Raw genomic sequence first — 16,369 nt, 5'->3', positions numbered from 1 at the left:
ATTGAAGCCTCCGAAAATTGGAGGCTTTTTTGAACCACAAAAGTAACAAGAGTTTTTTTGATTTATATAACAAAGTTTATCATTAAGATTATTCTTTTGTGACTTTTGTGGTTTATTCATTAAATAAAATTCGCAATCGTGTAAATCAGCAAACCAACCAAGCCACCAACGATTGTTCCGTTGATTCTTATAAATTGCAAATCTTTTCCAACTTCTAATTCCAGTTTTCGACTGAGCTCTTTGCCTTCCCAATTTCCGACAGTTGTGCTGATGAGTTCGCCAAAATTCTGAGTGTTTTTCAGAATATATTTATAGGCTGTCAATCTAACCCAATTGTCAATTCGGTTTTGGAAATTTTCATCATTTTGAAGGTTAGAAACAAATTCATCAATATTTTTTTTGACATAAGATTTTAGTTTAGAATCTTCTTCAGACAATTCTTTCATCAATGATAATTTTAAGGATTGCCAAATATCGGATGAGTATTGTTTGATCTTATCACTTTGTAGAAAATCCGTTTTGATCGAATCAAACTCCGTTTTCCACTTAGATTCTTCTTTCAGTTCTTTTGAAAAATCCAGGATTTTGTTGGTAATTTCCGCTCGTAATGGATGATTAAGATTTTCTTCAACTTCAAGGAAATAATCGCTTAAACCTTTTGTAATTTTTTCGGCAATTTTATTATCCACAGATTTGGGAATCAAAAAGAAACTCTCCTTTCCTACTCTTTCAGAGATCATTTGTTGATTTTCGAGAATATACTTTTTGATTTGAGAACTTAGGTTGGTAATGATTTTTTGATGATCATTTTTATTGAGAAGATATTCGATTCCGTTTCCGATGACCGAATTTAATTGGATAGAATCTGTCATTTCCTCAGCTTTATTTGAAATAAATTTCACAACAGATTCATCATCGAGTTTATTAATAATATCTTTAAGAATTGATGACAGTTCATTAATCAAAAGATTCTGATTTTTATCCTTAGAAAGCCAATCGCCAACATAAACCGAAACTTTTAGTTTTTGAATGTAAGGACGGATATTTTGAGGAGAAAGAAAATTATCCACCACAAAGTTCCCAAGATTATCGCCAATTTTTTCTTTAGAATTTTCGATGAGGTTGGTGTGTGGAATTTTAAGTCCTAATGGATAATTGAAAAGCGCAGTCACAGCAAACCAATCCGCCAAAGCACCAACCATCGCCGCTTCGGAAAATGCTCTGATATAGCCAATCCAATGTGAATGATTTCCTTTTTGTAAAATCGTCATCGATACAAAAGTAACGGCCATCAGAATAAATAATCCTGTGGCGAGGGTTTTATATCGTTTGAGCTGCTGTTTTTTCAATTCATCATTCATAAATCAGGAAAATCGAAAATCATTCCAAACAAAATTATCAATATTTGATTAAAATAAATATTTTTACAAATAAATCTCTCTGAATGGCGAAGAAAATTCTGAATATAGTTCTATTGATGATTGCCGGAATTATTTTAACGGTATATATCACCGGCTACAATTATCTTTTCCGTGGAATAAGATTGACTTATCTAAGAGGTGAAACCGGACCAACGTTAAATGACGGAACAGACTTCCCATCGAAAACTATTTCAAGAGGAAACCCAAAACCCTGGCCACTCGATATTAATTATAACAAAACGGCATTATCTCCGGAACTGGAAAAGCATCTTAAGGAAACAAAATCAGTTTATTTTTTAATCATTCAGCACGGAAAAATCCTGCAGGAACATTATTGGGAGAATTATAATAAAGCGACTCCGAGTAATTCCTTTTCGATGGCCAACACTATAACAACGCTGCTATTAGGAAAGGCCATTGACGACGGAAGAATAGCAAGCATTAATCAACCATTTTCTACATTCTATCAGGAATTTTCTAATGACAAATTTGGGAAAAATCTAACCTTAGCGAATCTTGCATCAATGGAGACAGGATTGGACTGGAATAATGATTACAAAAATCCACTCTCTCAAAATGCAGAATTATACTATGGATTTTCCCTTTCCGATATTATTTTCAAAAGCAAATTCAAACAAAATCCTGGAGAACAATTCGAATATCAATCAATTGCTCCCCAACTTTTAGGTTTTGCTGTTGGTAGAGCTGTGCAAATGCCTTTGTCTTTTTATGCATCTGCAAAACTGTGGAAACCTCTCGGGATGGAACAAAATGCGAAATGGACAACGGATGATCTTGGGATAGAAAAATCGTTTTGCTGTATCCATTCCAATGCAAGAGATTTTGCAAAGATTGGATATTTACTACTGAATAAAGGGAAATTTGAAAATATCCCGTTAATCAACGAAAATTTTGTTGACCAAATGATAACGCCGACTGAACATTCCAATGGAACTTATGGTTTAGGCGTTCGTATTAATTATGATACAAAAATCCACCATTATTATATGCATGGACTCAATGGTCAATACGTTATTATAGTCCCGGAATATGATATGATTATTGTGAGATTAGGCAACAAAGAATCCCCGGAAAAAGACTTCAAAAACAGACCAAAAGAAATCGAATTTTATATTAACGAAGCCCTGAAGTTTGAGAAAAACTAATCCGCGTCATAATCCAACAAAGCGAATACACTTAGCAAAGTGCTGTTCTTCAGTTTCTGCTCAGCTTCTTTCATATATTGTGCATCGTTGTTTGCAGGAACATACATCTCATAGAAGTTTTTGTTCCTGATCACAAACAAAGTCGACCCGATAATCATTGTCAGGATATCTTCAGACTTTGGCGCATTATGAAAAACACCGGAAACAATTCCTCTTTTGATGATCTCGTCCAATCTGCCGACACAAGTCTGGTAAAACTCCAAAAGATCATCCTTCACATTATCCAGAGAACGCATCTCCTGCGTCACAAAACCGTGAAAATAGCTGTATTTGAAAAGCAAAGAGATCACATAATTCACAATCTCTTTCATCTGCATTTCGGGTTTTCCTTCCTTTATGGTCTGTGCAAACTCAGAAAAGCTTTCTTTTGTTCTCTGCACACGATACTGATAAAGGTAAGACATCATCTTTTCCTTAGAACCAAAGTAGTAAGAAATCATAGCCACATTGATATTCGCTTTCGAACAAATATCTCTCACAGACGTGCCTTCAAAGCCTTTTTTTGCAATCAGTTCTTCTGCTACATCCAGAATTTTTGTCTGTTTATCAGTAAATTTTTTTCTCATTCGCAACCAAAGATTTAATGTAAAATTAAACTATTTTTCATCATTTACAATAAGTTTCGACAACAGATTTTAACAAAATTTAACTTTTTATGATCAGCATAATAATTAGATCCGCTTTATCCGTCCACAGTTTATCCTGAGCAAAGTCAAAGGGGTCTGCTGCAAGCAATTCGGTGTTCAGAAAAAGACCTTAAATTCATATCTTTGACTATGGATTTTTTGGATTTTCATCATCACAAACAAAATAAGACCGGGATCTACAACTTAGAACTTAATGAAGAAATCCCGTTCGTAAATTTTTCTGCAGGTCTACATCCAAAAGACATTACGGAAAACTGGAAATCCGATTTTGAAAGAATCAAAAAAATTTCTCTTTCAAAAAACTGTCTTGCTCTAGGCGAATGTGGTTTGGATGGATTAATCGACATCGATGAAAAACTTCAAAACAAAGTGTTCCAAAATCATATTTCCTGGGCAGAAGAAATTAGAAAACCTATTATCATCCATTGTGTCCGCAGATTTTCGCAAATTCTCCATTTCAAAAAAGCAAAAGTGCCGCTAATCATTCATGGATTCAACAAGAAAGAAAACACGGCAAAAGAGCTTTTGGATGCCGGCTTTTATCTCAGTTTTGGAAAAGCAGCTTTAGATAACTTATCTTTGCAAAAATTGATTGAAGATTTTCCTGTTCGGAAGATGTTTTTGGAAACCGATGATGCCGATTTTGAAATTGCAAAATTGTACGAAAAGGTTTCGGAAATTAAATGTATTTCTCTGGAAGAGCTGAAAAACCAAATGTGGGAAAATCTTCAAAAAGTAATTAATTATGGATAAATTTTGGTTGGAACGCACCGAATTGCTTATTAAAGATGAAGGCATCGAAAAACTACAAAATGCTAAAGTTTTGGTCGTTGGATTAGGTGGTGTCGGATCTTTTGCTGCAGAATTCCTGGCAAGAGCCGGTGTTGGAAAAATGATCATCGCAGACGGTGATGTGGTTGATATAACCAATATCAACAGGCAATTGCCCGCACTCCATTCCACAATTGGCCAGCATAAAGTAGAATTGGTTGGTGACCGGTTAATGGATATCAATCCAAAATTAGAGCTTACAAAAATCAATGAATTTCTGGAGCCGGAAAGAATGGAAGAATTAATCAAATCAGAAAAATTCGATTATGTTCTTGACTGCATCGATTCTCTGACTCCTAAACTGACACTCATCAGAACTTGCCGACGACATAAAATAAAACTCGTTTCCTCGATGGGAGCCGGCGGAAAAACCGACCCAAGCAAAGTGATGGTTCGTGATATCAGTAAAACCAACAATTGCCTTTTGGCAAGACAAGTAAGAAAACGTCTGAAAAAAGAGAAAATCAACAAAGGTTTCCGATGTGTTTTCTCTACAGAATTACAGGACGAAAACAGCCTTAAAATGACAGATGGAACCAACTTCAAACGTTCATTTTATGGAACGATCAGCTTTATTCCTGCTATTTTTGGTTTGTATGCTGCAGCAGAAGTCATTAATCATTTAACCGGAAGAAAATAACAATTTGAAAATCAACGGTTATCCTTCCCGAGAAAAGCTGAAAAAAAAATCAGAGATCGACCTTCTGTTCAAGAAAGGCAAATGGCTGTCTGCAGAAAATATGAGAATCATCTACTTCAGTTCATCAGAAAAGTATCCGATCGAATCCTGTAAAATAGGTGTTTCTGTTTCTAAGAAATTTTTCAAAAAAGCTGTAGACAGAAACCGAATCAAACGTCTTTTGAGAGAGTCTTACAGACTTAATAAAGCTACTTATTTTGATGCTTTTGGGGAACAAACGCTAGCTATGTTATTCTGGGTTTCTAAAGATTTGCCGGAACATTTTTCTGATGTTGAAAAACAATTTATTAATCTTTGTAAAAAGAAAAAAGGATAGCATCAGCTTTTAATTTGTAATTTTATTCTCAAACAAATTACAAATGAGCGATATTTTACCTTACGTTTTGAGCACCTTTATTGGCATTGGCCTGGCTGCGGCTTCGGGATTCAGAGTTTTTTTACCGATGTTCGCCGTTAGTCTTGCATCTTATCTTGGGTGGATTCCAATGAACGATAACTTCGAATGGCTATCCGGATTGCCAACTCTTATCACAACAGGCATTGCTACAATTATTGAGATTCTGGCGTATTATATTCCTGTAGTTGACAATTTTCTTGATACGATCTCGATTCCGTTAGCAACCATTGCCGGATCTATTCTTTTTGCAAGCCAGTTTATGGAATTGGGAACTTTTCCTCAATGGGCTTTGGCATTGATTGCCGGTGGCGGAACTGCTGCAACTATTTCAGCTGGATTTGCCGGTACAAGAGCTGCTTCTACTGCAACTACTGCCGGAATTGGGAATAATGTAGTTGCTACTACGGAAACTGCCGGAGCCGGATTGATGTCAATTCTTTCAATTTTTTTGCCTGTACTTGCTTTTATTCTCGCCATTATTTTATTGATTCTTGTCTTATTTTTTGGAAGAAAACTTTGGCGAAAAATGAAAACGCAGAATTCCGGAATATTTTAAAATAGAAAATCCCGCTGTTGCGGGATTTTTTGTTTTGTCTTTCTTTTTATTATTCAATTGTTATATTGTCAATTTGAATATCATATACTCCAGAAGACCCGGTCTTAAGAGCAAAAACATTTTTGCCTGCAGTTATATTAATATCGGTTAAATCAGACAAAGTAAGTTGTACTAGTCTCCATTGTCCGTTTGTATCAATTGATCCTGTATACTGATTAGTCTGTGCAGCTGTAGAATTCAAGATTGCACCAGTTTTAAAAGTACCCAGATTAAATGCATAATACTTGGTGTCATCCGATGCTTTGTAAACATTAAACGATAAAGATTTTCCTGTCGCCGTACCTTTTATATAAAAAGTAATTCTTTTCGGTGCAGTTGGAAGTCCACTAGCAGCAATTGAAGTAAAGACGTAATCATTAGCTGTTGGCACCCCCTTAATTTGTAAAGAATTAGTATTATTCAATCCTAGTCCAACCCCTTGAGTAGCATAACTTTTAAGGCCAAAACTATTTACACTTGATAAAAATGTATTCCAATTTTCAAAATCTGCACCATTGAACAATTTAACAGCAGAAGCTGAAGGATTGTCCGGAGCACCTGGTAAAAATCTTGGGTTTTTAAAATTTACATCATTCAGACTTCTGATTATCATTTGCCAGTTAGCATTGTATTTACTTACAACAAAAGTCAAATCCCCACTCTCCTTTGGAAGCAATTGAGAACCAAATGTAGAAAATCCTGAACTTCTTAAAACTGTTGAATTATTTCCTTTATCTACTATTGCTCTATCTGTATCTTGTCCTACCCCAGCAATATATTCTATATAAGTTTTTTGAGTTGGAGCAACTAAAGTTTCATCAAACTGAACATTAGGAACTTGAACTAATGTATTAATATATTTAGTGTCTAAAGCTTTAAGTAAATTTGGAAGTACAGTTGGAACTAGGTTAACAACATCTAATCTATTATTTCCATTACAAACACCTGAAAGATATCTGTTTAATAAAACACTTGGAATTCTACCAATCGCATACGTCGGATCAACTGAACCTAATTTAAGAGTAGCTCTATCCCATCCTAATACAAGTCCGTTAGCCTTGATTCTGATATGTGCTCCTACAGGAAAATCTGCATAGTTAGAGGATTTGTCAATCTCAATCTGCATTCCTATTGTAGGATTTTCAATCTTGTCCTGAAAAGAGATTGTCTTATAGAAGTTACCATTTTCATCAGACGATACTACATAACCATCAAAAATCACAGCTGGTCCATCTGTAGGAATTTTATAAGTCGCAGCAGAGTAATTAGTTCCAGTAAGCGCTGGCGCTTTGGCAGCTAAATCAGCCATAGAAATAGTAGGTGCATCGAATCTGTTATTACAAAGAATCTCCGGCGTACTCCAGTCATCCTCTTTCACACAAGATGTAAATGTCCCCATAATCACGGCAGACATTAATACGGTTTTTAAAGTTTTATTTATTTTCATTGTGAATTATTTAAAATTTATTAGAATCTAACCTGTAAGTTAACAAAATATGAACGTCCTTGGGTGTACCAATATTTTGGACCAAAAAGCGTTTGAGCTCTATTGTAATCTTCTCCAAAAGAATCATATTTCACATATCTGGATTGTTCGAATCCTCCTGTAATATATTTTGTATTATCAAATATATTATTAACACTAGCAGAAATCAAAAGATAGTACTTACCGAAAATCCATGATTTTCCAACATTAGCATTAAAGAAATGAGCAGATGGAAGTTTATTTTGTCTCAAAATTTCTCTCAATCTGTCTTCATCAATATTATAATAAGGTGTTCCAGAATTACCGTTTTGAACAAAAGATTCCGATCTGATCAATGCTGACGGATCTAAGTAGTTGTTGTCTAGGAAATTCCAGTTGGCTCCTACCCACCAATATTTAGGAGAGCTATATCTTAGACCTGCTGACAAAGCCGTCTGAGGTGTTCCCCCTTGTCTATAATTTTTAATGTAAGCTTTACCAAATTCAGTGTAAGGTAATCCGTTGGAGAATATACCTATATTATCTGATGCGAAATATACATTAGGATTATTTCTATAAGTATATTGCCCATAACTTGCAGCCCCTTGGAAAGATAGTGTCGGCAAAATTTTGATATCCATTCCAATCTCTGCACCAAGATTCCTCTTTTCTACATTCGACATTACTTGAGTTACAAAAGCACTTTGTACATATTGTCCTCCTGTATTGCTATCTGTAGATCCACTTGTATCTCCAAGATCAGTAAGCTGTATACCATCTGCAAAAAATCTTTGTACACTTGTCTCATTTTGCGTATCAACTAAAAATACTGACGCGCGGATTTTATAAAAAGGTGTATTGACAACATAACTCAAATCATTTGCATTGATAATAGTATTTTTAAGGTTAGGTGCAACTGAACCATTTAGTCTAGGGTTAATAAAAATATCTTCTAGGAATGGTGCTTGAGAGAAGTATGCTCCGTTGTATATTAAGAAATTTCTTCCGTTCAACTTATATATAATTTGTCCTTTAAGACCATAGTTCCAGAAATTTTTATCTGAGCTTTTCCCAAGTGACTCTGCATAAAGATAATGTCTGAAAAGACCTTCTCTGTTAGATGTGGAATATCCAAACATCCCCGAAACAAAAACATCAAATGCCCCGTTAGAAAATTTAAATCCTGGATTAACTTTAACTTCTTGTCTGCGGAAAATAAAATTATAGCCTATTTTGTCTCCTACTTTTTTAGCGACATTTTCCTCTCCTTCATTAAACAATCCGGAAGTGCCAGGATTATTGGTTGCAGCAAACGGGTCTCTATTGTAAACAAAATCAGCCCCTAAAAGGTCTTTAACTTCTCTATAAAGTTCTGATCTATAATTCTGATAAGAAACATTCAATATAAACCTCGAAGTATCTGTAAAATTATAGGTATAGTGTGTGGCTGCATTCCAGATTTTATCATCACTCACATCATTTACCTGAAAATAGATAGCCCTTCTTCCTGTAACACCATAATTCGTAACAGGAGCTTGTTCCATATTTTTAGCATATAGTCTATCCCAGTTTATCTGTGTAACAGTAGGATCTCCGTTTTGCCACAAGCTGACTGCTGTTTGATATGCATCATATGCTCCAGATAATGATCCAAGATTATTGGGATCGGCAGTTAATACCCCTGGATTTAAAGAGGCAATATAGCTAGGAAGATTTCTATAATATGTTGGACTTGGATTTGGAGCATTCTGCCAATCCAATCTTGATCCCTTATCTTTTCCAAACTGGTAGGAAACAGACGTCCAAAGGTTAGATTTCTTATTAATTTTCCAAAAATCCTGTAACATTATTACGGGTTGGAAACCTTTTCTAACCCGTTCGTTTCTTTTTTCACCGTTTTGCCATCCCCAATATGAGTTGTAATGTACGCCTCTATAGTCATACACTTCCTGAGTATTTGGGCTGGAAGTAGATCTCCTGAAAGGAGACGCAAAAGCATTTAGTGTAATCGTATGATTATCATTCAACTTTTTCTCAATGCCTAAATAAGTGCCGTAAGCATCATAGAAAGTTCCTTCCTGAATCCCTTCTTCTGCCCATCTTTTAGCCCCCATTACAGTAAAAGCCCATCCACTTTTTGACATTCCGGAAGTATATCTCAAAGAAACCCTTTGTCTGTAATTTCTATTTGTAATTGAGTAAACAGCCTGGAATCCCTTTCTGTATTCACTGGCTTTGGTATTTTTATAAATAACACCACTAGCTCCACCAAAAGCATATTCAGAAGGTGAATGATTAGCCGCAATTTCCGGATATCTTACAATTTCATTAAGACCTCCCCAATTGGAGAAATCAACATTACCATTATCAGATTTTACCATAGAAAGTCCGTTCAACATATTCTCAGAAGTTCTACCATCTACACCTCTTGGTCTGAACCAATAAAAGCCTAAGTCAAAACTTGCGATTCTGTTGAAAACATCTTGAGATGATTGCAATAGACCGACTGTTGAGGTTTGTCCGCTGCCTTCATCATCGGCGTTATCAAGGATTGCCAAGCCCTGATCTGCTCCTGTCAATGCAGAATAAAGGGTAATAACCCCCAAATCTTTTCTTTTTTCTGTAGTAACGTCAAATTCCAAAGTTTTGGTTTCGAAATTAGGCTTGGATACCACAACTTGATAATGTCCGGATTTCAGATCTACGAACTGGAAATAACCAATTTTGTCTGCCGTAACATCATTACCTTCTCCTTTTAGACTAACTTGTGCTTTTTCCACCGGTTTCCCGTCAGCATCTTTCAGGTATGCAAAAACCGTAGTCTGTGCAAAGTAAAATGATGCCGGAAGCATTGTAAATAAGGAGATTAATGATAATTTTTTAATCATAAATCAATTAGGTTTTGTTTGCTCTTTTTTTCTAATATACAGTCCGTTATACACGGGAAGGCAAATGTAAATAAATTTTTGATAATTAAAACTTTTTAACATTTTATTTTTATTTTAACAAAATTTTAATTTTTCAGCAGTTATAACAACATTTTTTAAAAACATTAAATTTTTATTTTGCAGGTATATAAAAAAAATTACTTTTGTAGCCCTACATTTTTTATATTATGAAAAATTTATTTAGCGTAATCGCTATTTTTAGCATTTCCTTAGTGTTTGCACAAAAAAGACAAGTTCGTGCTGCAACTGTTGGATTTTTGAACGTAGAAAACCTTTGGGATACCGTTCGTTCAGCAGATTATATAGACGGAACAAAAGACAGAAGCAATCCTGCTTTTCACAGAAGCGTCCCTTTGGATTCTTTAAAATATCTGGAGGTTACCGAGAAAGATTATGCCGGTCCTTGGAATGACGAATCTCTTATTGGTAAAAAAGTAGTTAGAATACAAGGTGGTTCGGAAGAGTTTACCCCAAAAAGTGGTAAAAATTACACCTATAACGTGTATAAACAAAAACTGCAAAATGAAGCCAAAGTGATTTCCGAAATGGGAAGAGCCTACACAAATACCGCTCCGGTTGTTGTTGGTCTTATAGAAGTGGAAAACAGACAGGTTGTCGAAGATCTTGTTAAAGAACCAGCTATCGCAAAATACGATTACGGAGTTGTCCATTACAACTCTTATGATTATAGAGGTATTGATGTCGCTTTCATCTATCAGAAAAGAAGATTCTCCCCTTCCAAATCCTGGAAAAAAGAAGTGAAAATCTTCGGAGAAGGCGGTAAAAGAGAATACACAAGAGATATCGTAGTTTTGACCGGTTTTCTTGATAACGAAAAAGTTGCGTTCTTCTTAAATCACTGGCCATCCAGACGTGGCGGTGAAGCAGCATCTCTTCCAAAACGTAATGCTGCCGCCGCAATTCTTAAACAGCAGATGGACAGCGTAAAAGCTCTGGATCCTTCAACTAAGTTGTTTGCAATGGGAGACTTCAATGATGATCCTATCAGTCCAAGTTTGAAAAATTATCTGAAAGCCGTTGGCAACCCAAAAGACCTTAACGAAGACAATCATTACCTTAATCTGATGTATCCTTTGTACAAAAAAGGAGTTGCTTCTTTGGCTTATCAGGATGCCCCAAACTTATTTGACCAGATTATCGTTTCAGCCAATCTCTACTCACCAAATAACGAGTTAAGAAAAGATTATTCAGTTTTCAAAGCTGAGATCTATGCACCGGATTATCTCATTACAAAAGAAGGCAATTACAAAGGTTATCCATTCCGATCATGGAACGGCGACAAGTTTACCGGTGGTTATTCCGACCATTTCCCAGCTTTCGTTGTCCTGCAAAAAGAACCTTAAAAATAAATCAGCCGTTTCAAATTTTGGAACGGTTTTTTTATTAATTTTATTTGGGCAGCCTTTGACTCCGTCGAATAGCAATTTTGTTATTTTTATGGCAGCTATTTCCGCCTTCCGCTCCCGCTGTTTTTGTCATTGCGAAGAAAGTAAAGCTATCCTTTGAAATTTGGTACAATCGCAATAACAAAAACGAGCTCCGCTCAAGTCGGGCTGCGTGCGATTCAATGTTAAACCGATGTGAAGCATTTATTTTGATTAACTGTAAATGAACAATTAAAATGAAAAATCTTTTCGCCATCATTGTCATTACCGGACTGATTTGGTCTTGCACATCAAATCCAAAACATGTATCCGATAATGCCAAGCCCAATTTATCCACCCAGAAAAAGACCGATTCTGCTGACGAATGGGAAATTACGGTTTTTGATACCGAATATGAAACTTTCGTTGCTACCAGAGCACAACCTAAATCAATGTTTACGGAAAGCAGCCTGAAAGCCAGAAACCAATTGCTCGTAACCGAATGGAATAACCGCTTCTATTCCGGTGTCAATCCCAACTTCTACGAAGTGGCCATCGATTATGATCCCAAAGAAAATTACGGATTCGATTTTGAATACAGACTATATCAATTCTTCGCTTATTGCAACTGGAAATATGGCGTCCGTTTCAACGGTTTGAGAGGCATTGATAAAATCAAATAAAAAAGCTCAATGAGATTCCATTGAGCTTTATTTATGATATGGATTTAGAATAAATCTAACTTCTAACATCTTGCATCTAACCTCTATTATGCAATTCCTTCTTCCTCGCCTTTCAGCTTTTCAGCATTTTCCGCCATTATTACGGCATCCATCATTTCCTGGATATCACCATTCATATAAGCATCAAGATTGTAAATCGATTTGTTGATTCTGTGATCCGTCACCCTTCCTTGCGGATAATTGTACGTTTTGATTTTTGCAGAACGGTCACCAGTAGAAACCATTGTTTTTCTCTGCGCTGCAATATCACCAACCACTTCCTGAAGTTTGATGTCATATAATTTCGCTCTCAACATTTCCATTGCTAATTCTCTGTTAGCCAGCTGAGAACGCGCCTGCTGACAAACTACAACAATTCCGGAAGGTTTGTGTGTCAGTTGAACCTTAGTTTCAACCTTGTTAACGTTCTGTCCACCAGCACCTCCTGAACGGGAAGTCTGCATCTCGATATCAGCAGGATTGATTTCCACATCCACTTCCTCAGCTTCCGGCAAAACTGCAATCGTAATGGCTGATGTGTGAACACGGCCTTGAGATTCGGTTTCCGGAACACGTTGCACACGGTGAACACCGGACTCGAATTTCATAATGCCATAAACGCTTTCGCCTTCCACTTTCATTATCAATTCCTTATAACCTTTGGATGCTTCACTGGAGTCAGTGATTTCGTGCTTCCAGCCTTTAGTTTTGAAATACATGGAATACATTCTGTACATATCTTCCACAAAAATAGCCGCTTCGTCACCACCTGTTCCGGCACGCATTTCCAGGATGATGTTCTTGTCATCGGCAGGATCTTTCGGAATGAGGAGATATTTCAGTTCTTCTTCGAAACCCGGAAGCTTGTCCTGGGCTTCGTACTTTTCCTGTTTCGCCATTTCCACGAACTCTTTATCAGAACCATCTGCGATGATTTCGTCAGACTCTGCAATCGTATCAAGCGCCGCTTTATATGCATCGAATACTTTCACGATCTTTCCAAGATCGCTGTATTCTTTGTTAAGTGAAGAATATCGTTTTTGGTCTGTTATCACATCCGGTTGGATGATAAGGTCGGCCACTTCATTATATCGTTGTTTTATCGCTTCCAGTTTCGGAATTAATGACTTAGACATAGGTAAATTTTAGTTGGCAAAGATAATGATTTAAGTTTTAAGATGGAAGCGGAAGATAGATGTCGGAAGTTTTCAAATTATATTTACCATACAACTCTATCTATATGTTAGCAATTAATTGTGTTCCTTGTGAACCCCTTTGTGACTTTGTGTTTAAAACTAAAAATCCACTCTCGAAAGAATGGATTTCTTATATATTGTTTCGCTTTGAGTGCAATCTCTCACGAAAAGAAAATTGCCTAATTAATGGTGGTGACCGTGACTCGCTGGTCTTTCGCCTGCTGGTCTTTGGTAGATAACTTCTACACCTTCCTGCTCGTACAATTTCTTGTATCTTACTTTTTCCGGGTCAAAGTTTTTGTTGATTTTACCAAAGTATTCAGCAACACCTTCTGTTAGCCAAAGTGGTACGATGAATCCGAAGAACATCAAAATACACCAGAATCCGCACAACATCATTGTGAAGAAATAAACAGTCCAAAGGAATTGGTAAAACGGCCAAAAAGCTGATAACATCATAATGCTATAATTTTAAGCAAAAATAGAAGATTTAATTAAATCTGACAAAATTTATCGCTTGATTTTTTTCATTTTGCTGAATTTTCAGTTTTTAGTATTTTCGTAAGGTTGTAATTGTATCGCCTTTGCGAGATTATTTTAAATGCAAAGTCCGCAAAGAATTATAATTTAACAACCTGTTTTTAAGGTCGCAAAGCCCTAAAACTTAGCTAAGAAAACTTTTTCTAAGTTTATGAATATTTCTTTTGTGACTTTTATGGTAATTAAAAATTTAAATCAAATATAATGAGTTTCAGAATCGAAAAAGACACGATGGGCGAAGTGCAAGTGCCTGCTGATAAATTTTGGGGTGCGCAGACGGAGCGTTCCAGAAATAATTTCAAAATTGGTCCGGAAGGAAGTATGCCGCGCGAAATCATCGATGCATTTGCTTACCTGAAAAAAGCGGCGGCCTATACCAATGCGGAATTAGGCGTTCTTTCTAATGAAAAAAGAGATGCTATCGGGAAAGTTTGTGATGAGATTCTTGCTGGAGAATTGTATGACCAATTTCCATTGGTAATCTGGCAAACCGGCTCGGGAACACAATCTAATATGAATGTGAACGAGGTGGTTGCTAACAAATCTCACGTGAATAGTGGCGGACAATTGGGCGAAAAAACGGAAGTGCATCCGAATGATGACGTGAACAAATCCCAGTCTTCCAACGATACTTATCCAACAGCAATGCACATCGCAGCTTATACTAAAGTGGTAAAAGCGACTTTGCCAGCTCTGGATAAACTGAGAAATACGCTGGACGAAAAAGCAAAAAAATATCAGAACATTGTCAAAATCGGAAGAACACACCTGATGGATGCAACACCTTTGACTTTGGGACAAGAATTTTCGGGTTATGTGGCGCAGTTGGATTATGCTAAAAAAGCAATCAACAATACGCTTGATCATTTGAAAGAATTGGCTCTTGGCGGAACGGCTGTTGGAACTGGACTTAATACACCAAAAGGTTATGACGTTTTGGTAGCAAAATATATTGCTGATTTTACAGGTTTGCCATTTATAACAGCTCCGAATAAATTCGAGGCTTTGGCTGCGCATGACGGAATTGTGGAAACACACGGTGCGTTGAAACAATTGGCAGTTTCTCTTTATAAAATTGCTCAGGATATCAGACTATTAGCATCGGGCCCACGTTCGGGAATTGGAGAAATCTTCATTCCTGAAAATGAGCCTGGTTCTTCTATTATGCCAGGAAAAGTGAATCCAACTCAAAATGAAGCGATTACTATGGTTTGTGCACAGGTTCTTGGAAACGACACCACTATTTCTTTTGCTGGAACGCAAGGAAATTATGAACTGAATGTTTTCAAGCCAGTTATGGCTGCGAACTTCCTGCAGTCTGCACAATTGTTAGCAGATGCGATGATTTCTTTCAATGACCATTGTGCGGTTGGAATTGAGCCAAACGAACCGAGAATCAAAGAATTGGTTGACAAATCTCTGATGCTCGTAACAGCGTTGAACACACACATCGGTTACGAAAACGCAGCAAAAATTGCTAAAACTGCCCATAAAAACGGAACAACTCTAAAAGAAGAAGCTGTTAATCTTGGATTGTTGACAGCTGAACAATTTGATGAGTGGGTTAAGCCAGAAGATATGGTAGGAAGTCTTAAATAGATGATAGACTTTTTAGACAAAAGATAATAGACAAGCTCCGAGGTAATTCTCGGAGTTTTTATTTTTATTAAATTTCGCTTATGAATATTGATACAATTCTTAACCAAATTTTTACACTTCCCGAAAATTCGAAATCAGTTTTAAAGAATTTGATTTCAGAAGTTGAGTTTCCGAAAGACAGTATTATCATCAAAGCCGGAAAAGTAGAAAAGACGGTTTATTTTATTAAAAAAGGAATTGTAAGAGCTTTTGTTCCTCAAGAAAATCAAGACCTTACGTTTTGGTTTGGTAAAGAAGGCGACGTGGTTTTGCCAATGAAAAGCTATGTTGATAATTATCAGAATTATGAAAATATTCAGCTTTTGGAAGACTGTGTTTTGTATCAATTAAAAATCGATGCTTTGCAGCAATTATTTGAATCCGATATCAATATCGCAAATTGGGGAAGAAAATTAGCTGAAAAAGAACTGGTAAAAACTGAGGAATTATTCATTTCCAGACAGTTCAGAACAGCCAGTCAGCGTTATGAAGAACTTTTGACAAAACAACCTGAGATTATCCAGAGAGTTCAATTGGGTTACATTGCATCTTATTTGGGAATCACACAAGTTAGCCTGAGCAGAATCCGAAGCGAAATCTGATTAATTTTTTAACATTTGTAAAAAAATCCGTAGCATTCAATTTGGAAATTTGCATC

15 protein-coding genes are annotated in these 16,369 nt (G+C 36.3%); 9 read left to right on the top strand and 6 right to left on the bottom strand.

The genetic code is table 11. The features are described 5' to 3' along the window. Positions 1–119 precede the first annotated feature (119 nt). Complete coding sequence (locus tag AC5P2S_RS00945; protein ID WP_494555908.1) at positions 120–1,361, bottom strand: DUF445 domain-containing protein; 1,242 nt, start codon at positions 1,359–1,361, stop codon at positions 120–122. 83 nt (positions 1,362–1,444) lie between these two features. Between AC5P2S_RS00945 and AC5P2S_RS00940 the strand changes: the two genes are divergently transcribed. Continuing rightward, on the top strand, positions 1,445–2,587 hold the full coding sequence (locus tag AC5P2S_RS00940; protein WP_494555907.1) for a serine hydrolase domain-containing protein: 1,143 nt from the start codon (positions 1,445–1,447) through the stop codon (positions 2,585–2,587). On the opposite strand, the gene AC5P2S_RS00935 is transcribed toward AC5P2S_RS00940, so the two are convergent. Further along, positions 2,584–3,213: a TetR/AcrR family transcriptional regulator gene (locus AC5P2S_RS00935; RefSeq protein ID WP_120211956.1), complete on the bottom strand. Its 630-nt coding sequence runs from the start codon at positions 3,211–3,213 to the stop codon at positions 2,584–2,586. The two genes, AC5P2S_RS00940 and AC5P2S_RS00935, sit on opposite strands and share 4 nt — an antisense overlap. Positions 3,214–3,423: 210 nt before the next feature. Between AC5P2S_RS00935 and AC5P2S_RS00930 the strand changes: the two genes are divergently transcribed. Genes AC5P2S_RS00930 through AC5P2S_RS00915 form a run of 4 tightly spaced genes read left to right on the top strand, consistent with a single transcriptional unit; the run spans position 3,424 to position 5,778 of the window. After that, positions 3,424–4,047: a TatD family hydrolase gene (locus AC5P2S_RS00930; protein ID WP_494555906.1), complete on the top strand. Its 624-nt coding sequence runs from the start codon at positions 3,424–3,426 to the stop codon at positions 4,045–4,047. Continuing rightward, a complete protein-coding gene (locus AC5P2S_RS00925) occupies positions 4,040–4,765 on the top strand; it encodes a tRNA threonylcarbamoyladenosine dehydratase (protein WP_120211958.1) in 726 nt (241 codons plus the stop codon). The genes AC5P2S_RS00930 and AC5P2S_RS00925 overlap by 8 nt, the downstream gene beginning before the upstream one ends. 4 nt (positions 4,766–4,769) lie before the next feature. Then, entirely contained in the window at positions 4,770–5,141 is a 372-nt protein-coding gene (gene rnpA / locus AC5P2S_RS00920; RefSeq protein WP_494555905.1) for a ribonuclease P protein component, read from the top strand. A 43-nt stretch (positions 5,142–5,184) separates the two neighbouring features. After that, complete coding sequence (locus AC5P2S_RS00915) at positions 5,185–5,778, top strand: DUF4126 domain-containing protein (RefSeq protein ID WP_494555904.1); 594 nt, start codon at positions 5,185–5,187, stop codon at positions 5,776–5,778. Between the two features lie 49 nt (positions 5,779–5,827). Here AC5P2S_RS00915 and AC5P2S_RS00910 read toward each other — a convergent pair whose 3' ends face one another. Further along, the gene (locus AC5P2S_RS00910) at positions 5,828–7,264 is read right to left on the bottom strand and encodes a DUF5689 domain-containing protein (RefSeq protein ID WP_494555903.1); all 1,437 of its coding nucleotides are present in this window, start codon (positions 7,262–7,264) and stop codon (positions 5,828–5,830) included. A gap of 20 nt (positions 7,265–7,284) precedes the next feature. Further along, a complete protein-coding gene (locus AC5P2S_RS00905) occupies positions 7,285–10,170 on the bottom strand; it encodes a carboxypeptidase regulatory-like domain-containing protein (protein WP_494555902.1) in 2,886 nt (961 codons plus the stop codon). Between the two features lie 227 nt (positions 10,171–10,397). Between AC5P2S_RS00905 and AC5P2S_RS00900 the strand changes: the two genes are divergently transcribed. Together AC5P2S_RS00900 and AC5P2S_RS00895 are read left to right on the top strand one after the other, a co-directional pair. Continuing rightward, positions 10,398–11,594 (top strand): endonuclease/exonuclease/phosphatase family protein, encoded by a 1,197-nt coding sequence (locus AC5P2S_RS00900; protein WP_494555901.1) that lies wholly within the window; start codon positions 10,398–10,400, stop codon positions 11,592–11,594. Between the two features lie 278 nt (positions 11,595–11,872). Beyond that, positions 11,873–12,298: a DUF6146 family protein gene (locus tag AC5P2S_RS00895; protein ID WP_494555900.1), complete on the top strand. Its 426-nt coding sequence runs from the start codon at positions 11,873–11,875 to the stop codon at positions 12,296–12,298. Positions 12,299–12,384: 86 nt separating this feature from the next. Here AC5P2S_RS00895 and prfA read toward each other — a convergent pair whose 3' ends face one another. Together prfA and AC5P2S_RS00885 are read right to left on the bottom strand one after the other, a co-directional pair. Continuing rightward, positions 12,385–13,473 carry a peptide chain release factor 1 gene (gene prfA / locus AC5P2S_RS00890; RefSeq protein WP_283415722.1) on the bottom strand — a complete coding sequence of 363 codons (1,089 nt, stop codon included), beginning with the start codon at positions 13,471–13,473 and terminating at the stop codon, positions 12,385–12,387. 243 nt (positions 13,474–13,716) lie between these two features. Then, positions 13,717–13,992 carry a hypothetical protein gene (locus tag AC5P2S_RS00885; RefSeq protein WP_120211965.1) on the bottom strand — a complete coding sequence of 92 codons (276 nt, stop codon included), beginning with the start codon at positions 13,990–13,992 and terminating at the stop codon, positions 13,717–13,719. A gap of 285 nt (positions 13,993–14,277) precedes the next feature. Here AC5P2S_RS00885 and fumC point away from each other — a divergent pair, with 285 nt between their 5' ends. Together fumC and AC5P2S_RS00875 are read left to right on the top strand one after the other, a co-directional pair. After that, entirely contained in the window at positions 14,278–15,672 is a 1,395-nt protein-coding gene (gene fumC / locus AC5P2S_RS00880; RefSeq protein ID WP_494555899.1) for a class II fumarate hydratase, read from the top strand. Positions 15,673–15,752: 80 nt separating this feature from the next. Continuing rightward, complete coding sequence (locus AC5P2S_RS00875; protein WP_494555898.1) at positions 15,753–16,313, top strand: Crp/Fnr family transcriptional regulator; 561 nt, start codon at positions 15,753–15,755, stop codon at positions 16,311–16,313. Positions 16,314–16,369: the final 56 nt, after the last annotated feature.

The sequence above is a fragment of the Epilithonimonas sp. 33E genome (assembly GCF_059372615.1).
Note: the sequence above shows the minus strand (reverse complement) of the source record. Positions and strands in the feature narration are given on the sequence as shown.

Excerpts from the sequence above, each read along its gene's own strand:
- AC5P2S_RS00945 (WP_494555908.1), bottom strand. The coding sequence starts at position 1,361 with ATGAATGATGAATTGAAAAAACAGCAGCTCAAACGATATAAAACCCTC.
- AC5P2S_RS00940 (WP_494555907.1), top strand. The coding sequence starts at position 1,445 with ATGGCGAAGAAAATTCTGAATATAGTTCTATTGATGATTGCCGGAATT.
- AC5P2S_RS00935 (WP_120211956.1), bottom strand. The coding sequence starts at position 3,213 with ATGAGAAAAAAATTTACTGATAAACAGACAAAAATTCTGGATGTAGCA.
- AC5P2S_RS00930 (WP_494555906.1), top strand. The coding sequence starts at position 3,424 with ATGGATTTTTTGGATTTTCATCATCACAAACAAAATAAGACCGGGATC.
- AC5P2S_RS00925 (WP_120211958.1), top strand. The coding sequence starts at position 4,040 with ATGGATAAATTTTGGTTGGAACGCACCGAATTGCTTATTAAAGATGAA.
- AC5P2S_RS00915 (WP_494555904.1), top strand. The coding sequence starts at position 5,185 with ATGAGCGATATTTTACCTTACGTTTTGAGCACCTTTATTGGCATTGGC.
- AC5P2S_RS00910 (WP_494555903.1), bottom strand. The coding sequence starts at position 7,264 with ATGAAAATAAATAAAACTTTAAAAACCGTATTAATGTCTGCCGTGATT.
- AC5P2S_RS00905 (WP_494555902.1), bottom strand. The coding sequence starts at position 10,170 with ATGATTAAAAAATTATCATTAATCTCCTTATTTACAATGCTTCCGGCA.
- AC5P2S_RS00900 (WP_494555901.1), top strand. The coding sequence starts at position 10,398 with ATGAAAAATTTATTTAGCGTAATCGCTATTTTTAGCATTTCCTTAGTG.
- AC5P2S_RS00895 (WP_494555900.1), top strand. The coding sequence starts at position 11,873 with ATGAAAAATCTTTTCGCCATCATTGTCATTACCGGACTGATTTGGTCT.
- prfA (WP_283415722.1), bottom strand. The coding sequence starts at position 13,473 with ATGTCTAAGTCATTAATTCCGAAACTGGAAGCGATAAAACAACGATAT.
- AC5P2S_RS00885 (WP_120211965.1), bottom strand. The coding sequence starts at position 13,992 with ATGATGTTATCAGCTTTTTGGCCGTTTTACCAATTCCTTTGGACTGTT.
- fumC (WP_494555899.1), top strand. The coding sequence starts at position 14,278 with ATGAGTTTCAGAATCGAAAAAGACACGATGGGCGAAGTGCAAGTGCCT.
- AC5P2S_RS00875 (WP_494555898.1), top strand. The coding sequence starts at position 15,753 with ATGAATATTGATACAATTCTTAACCAAATTTTTACACTTCCCGAAAAT.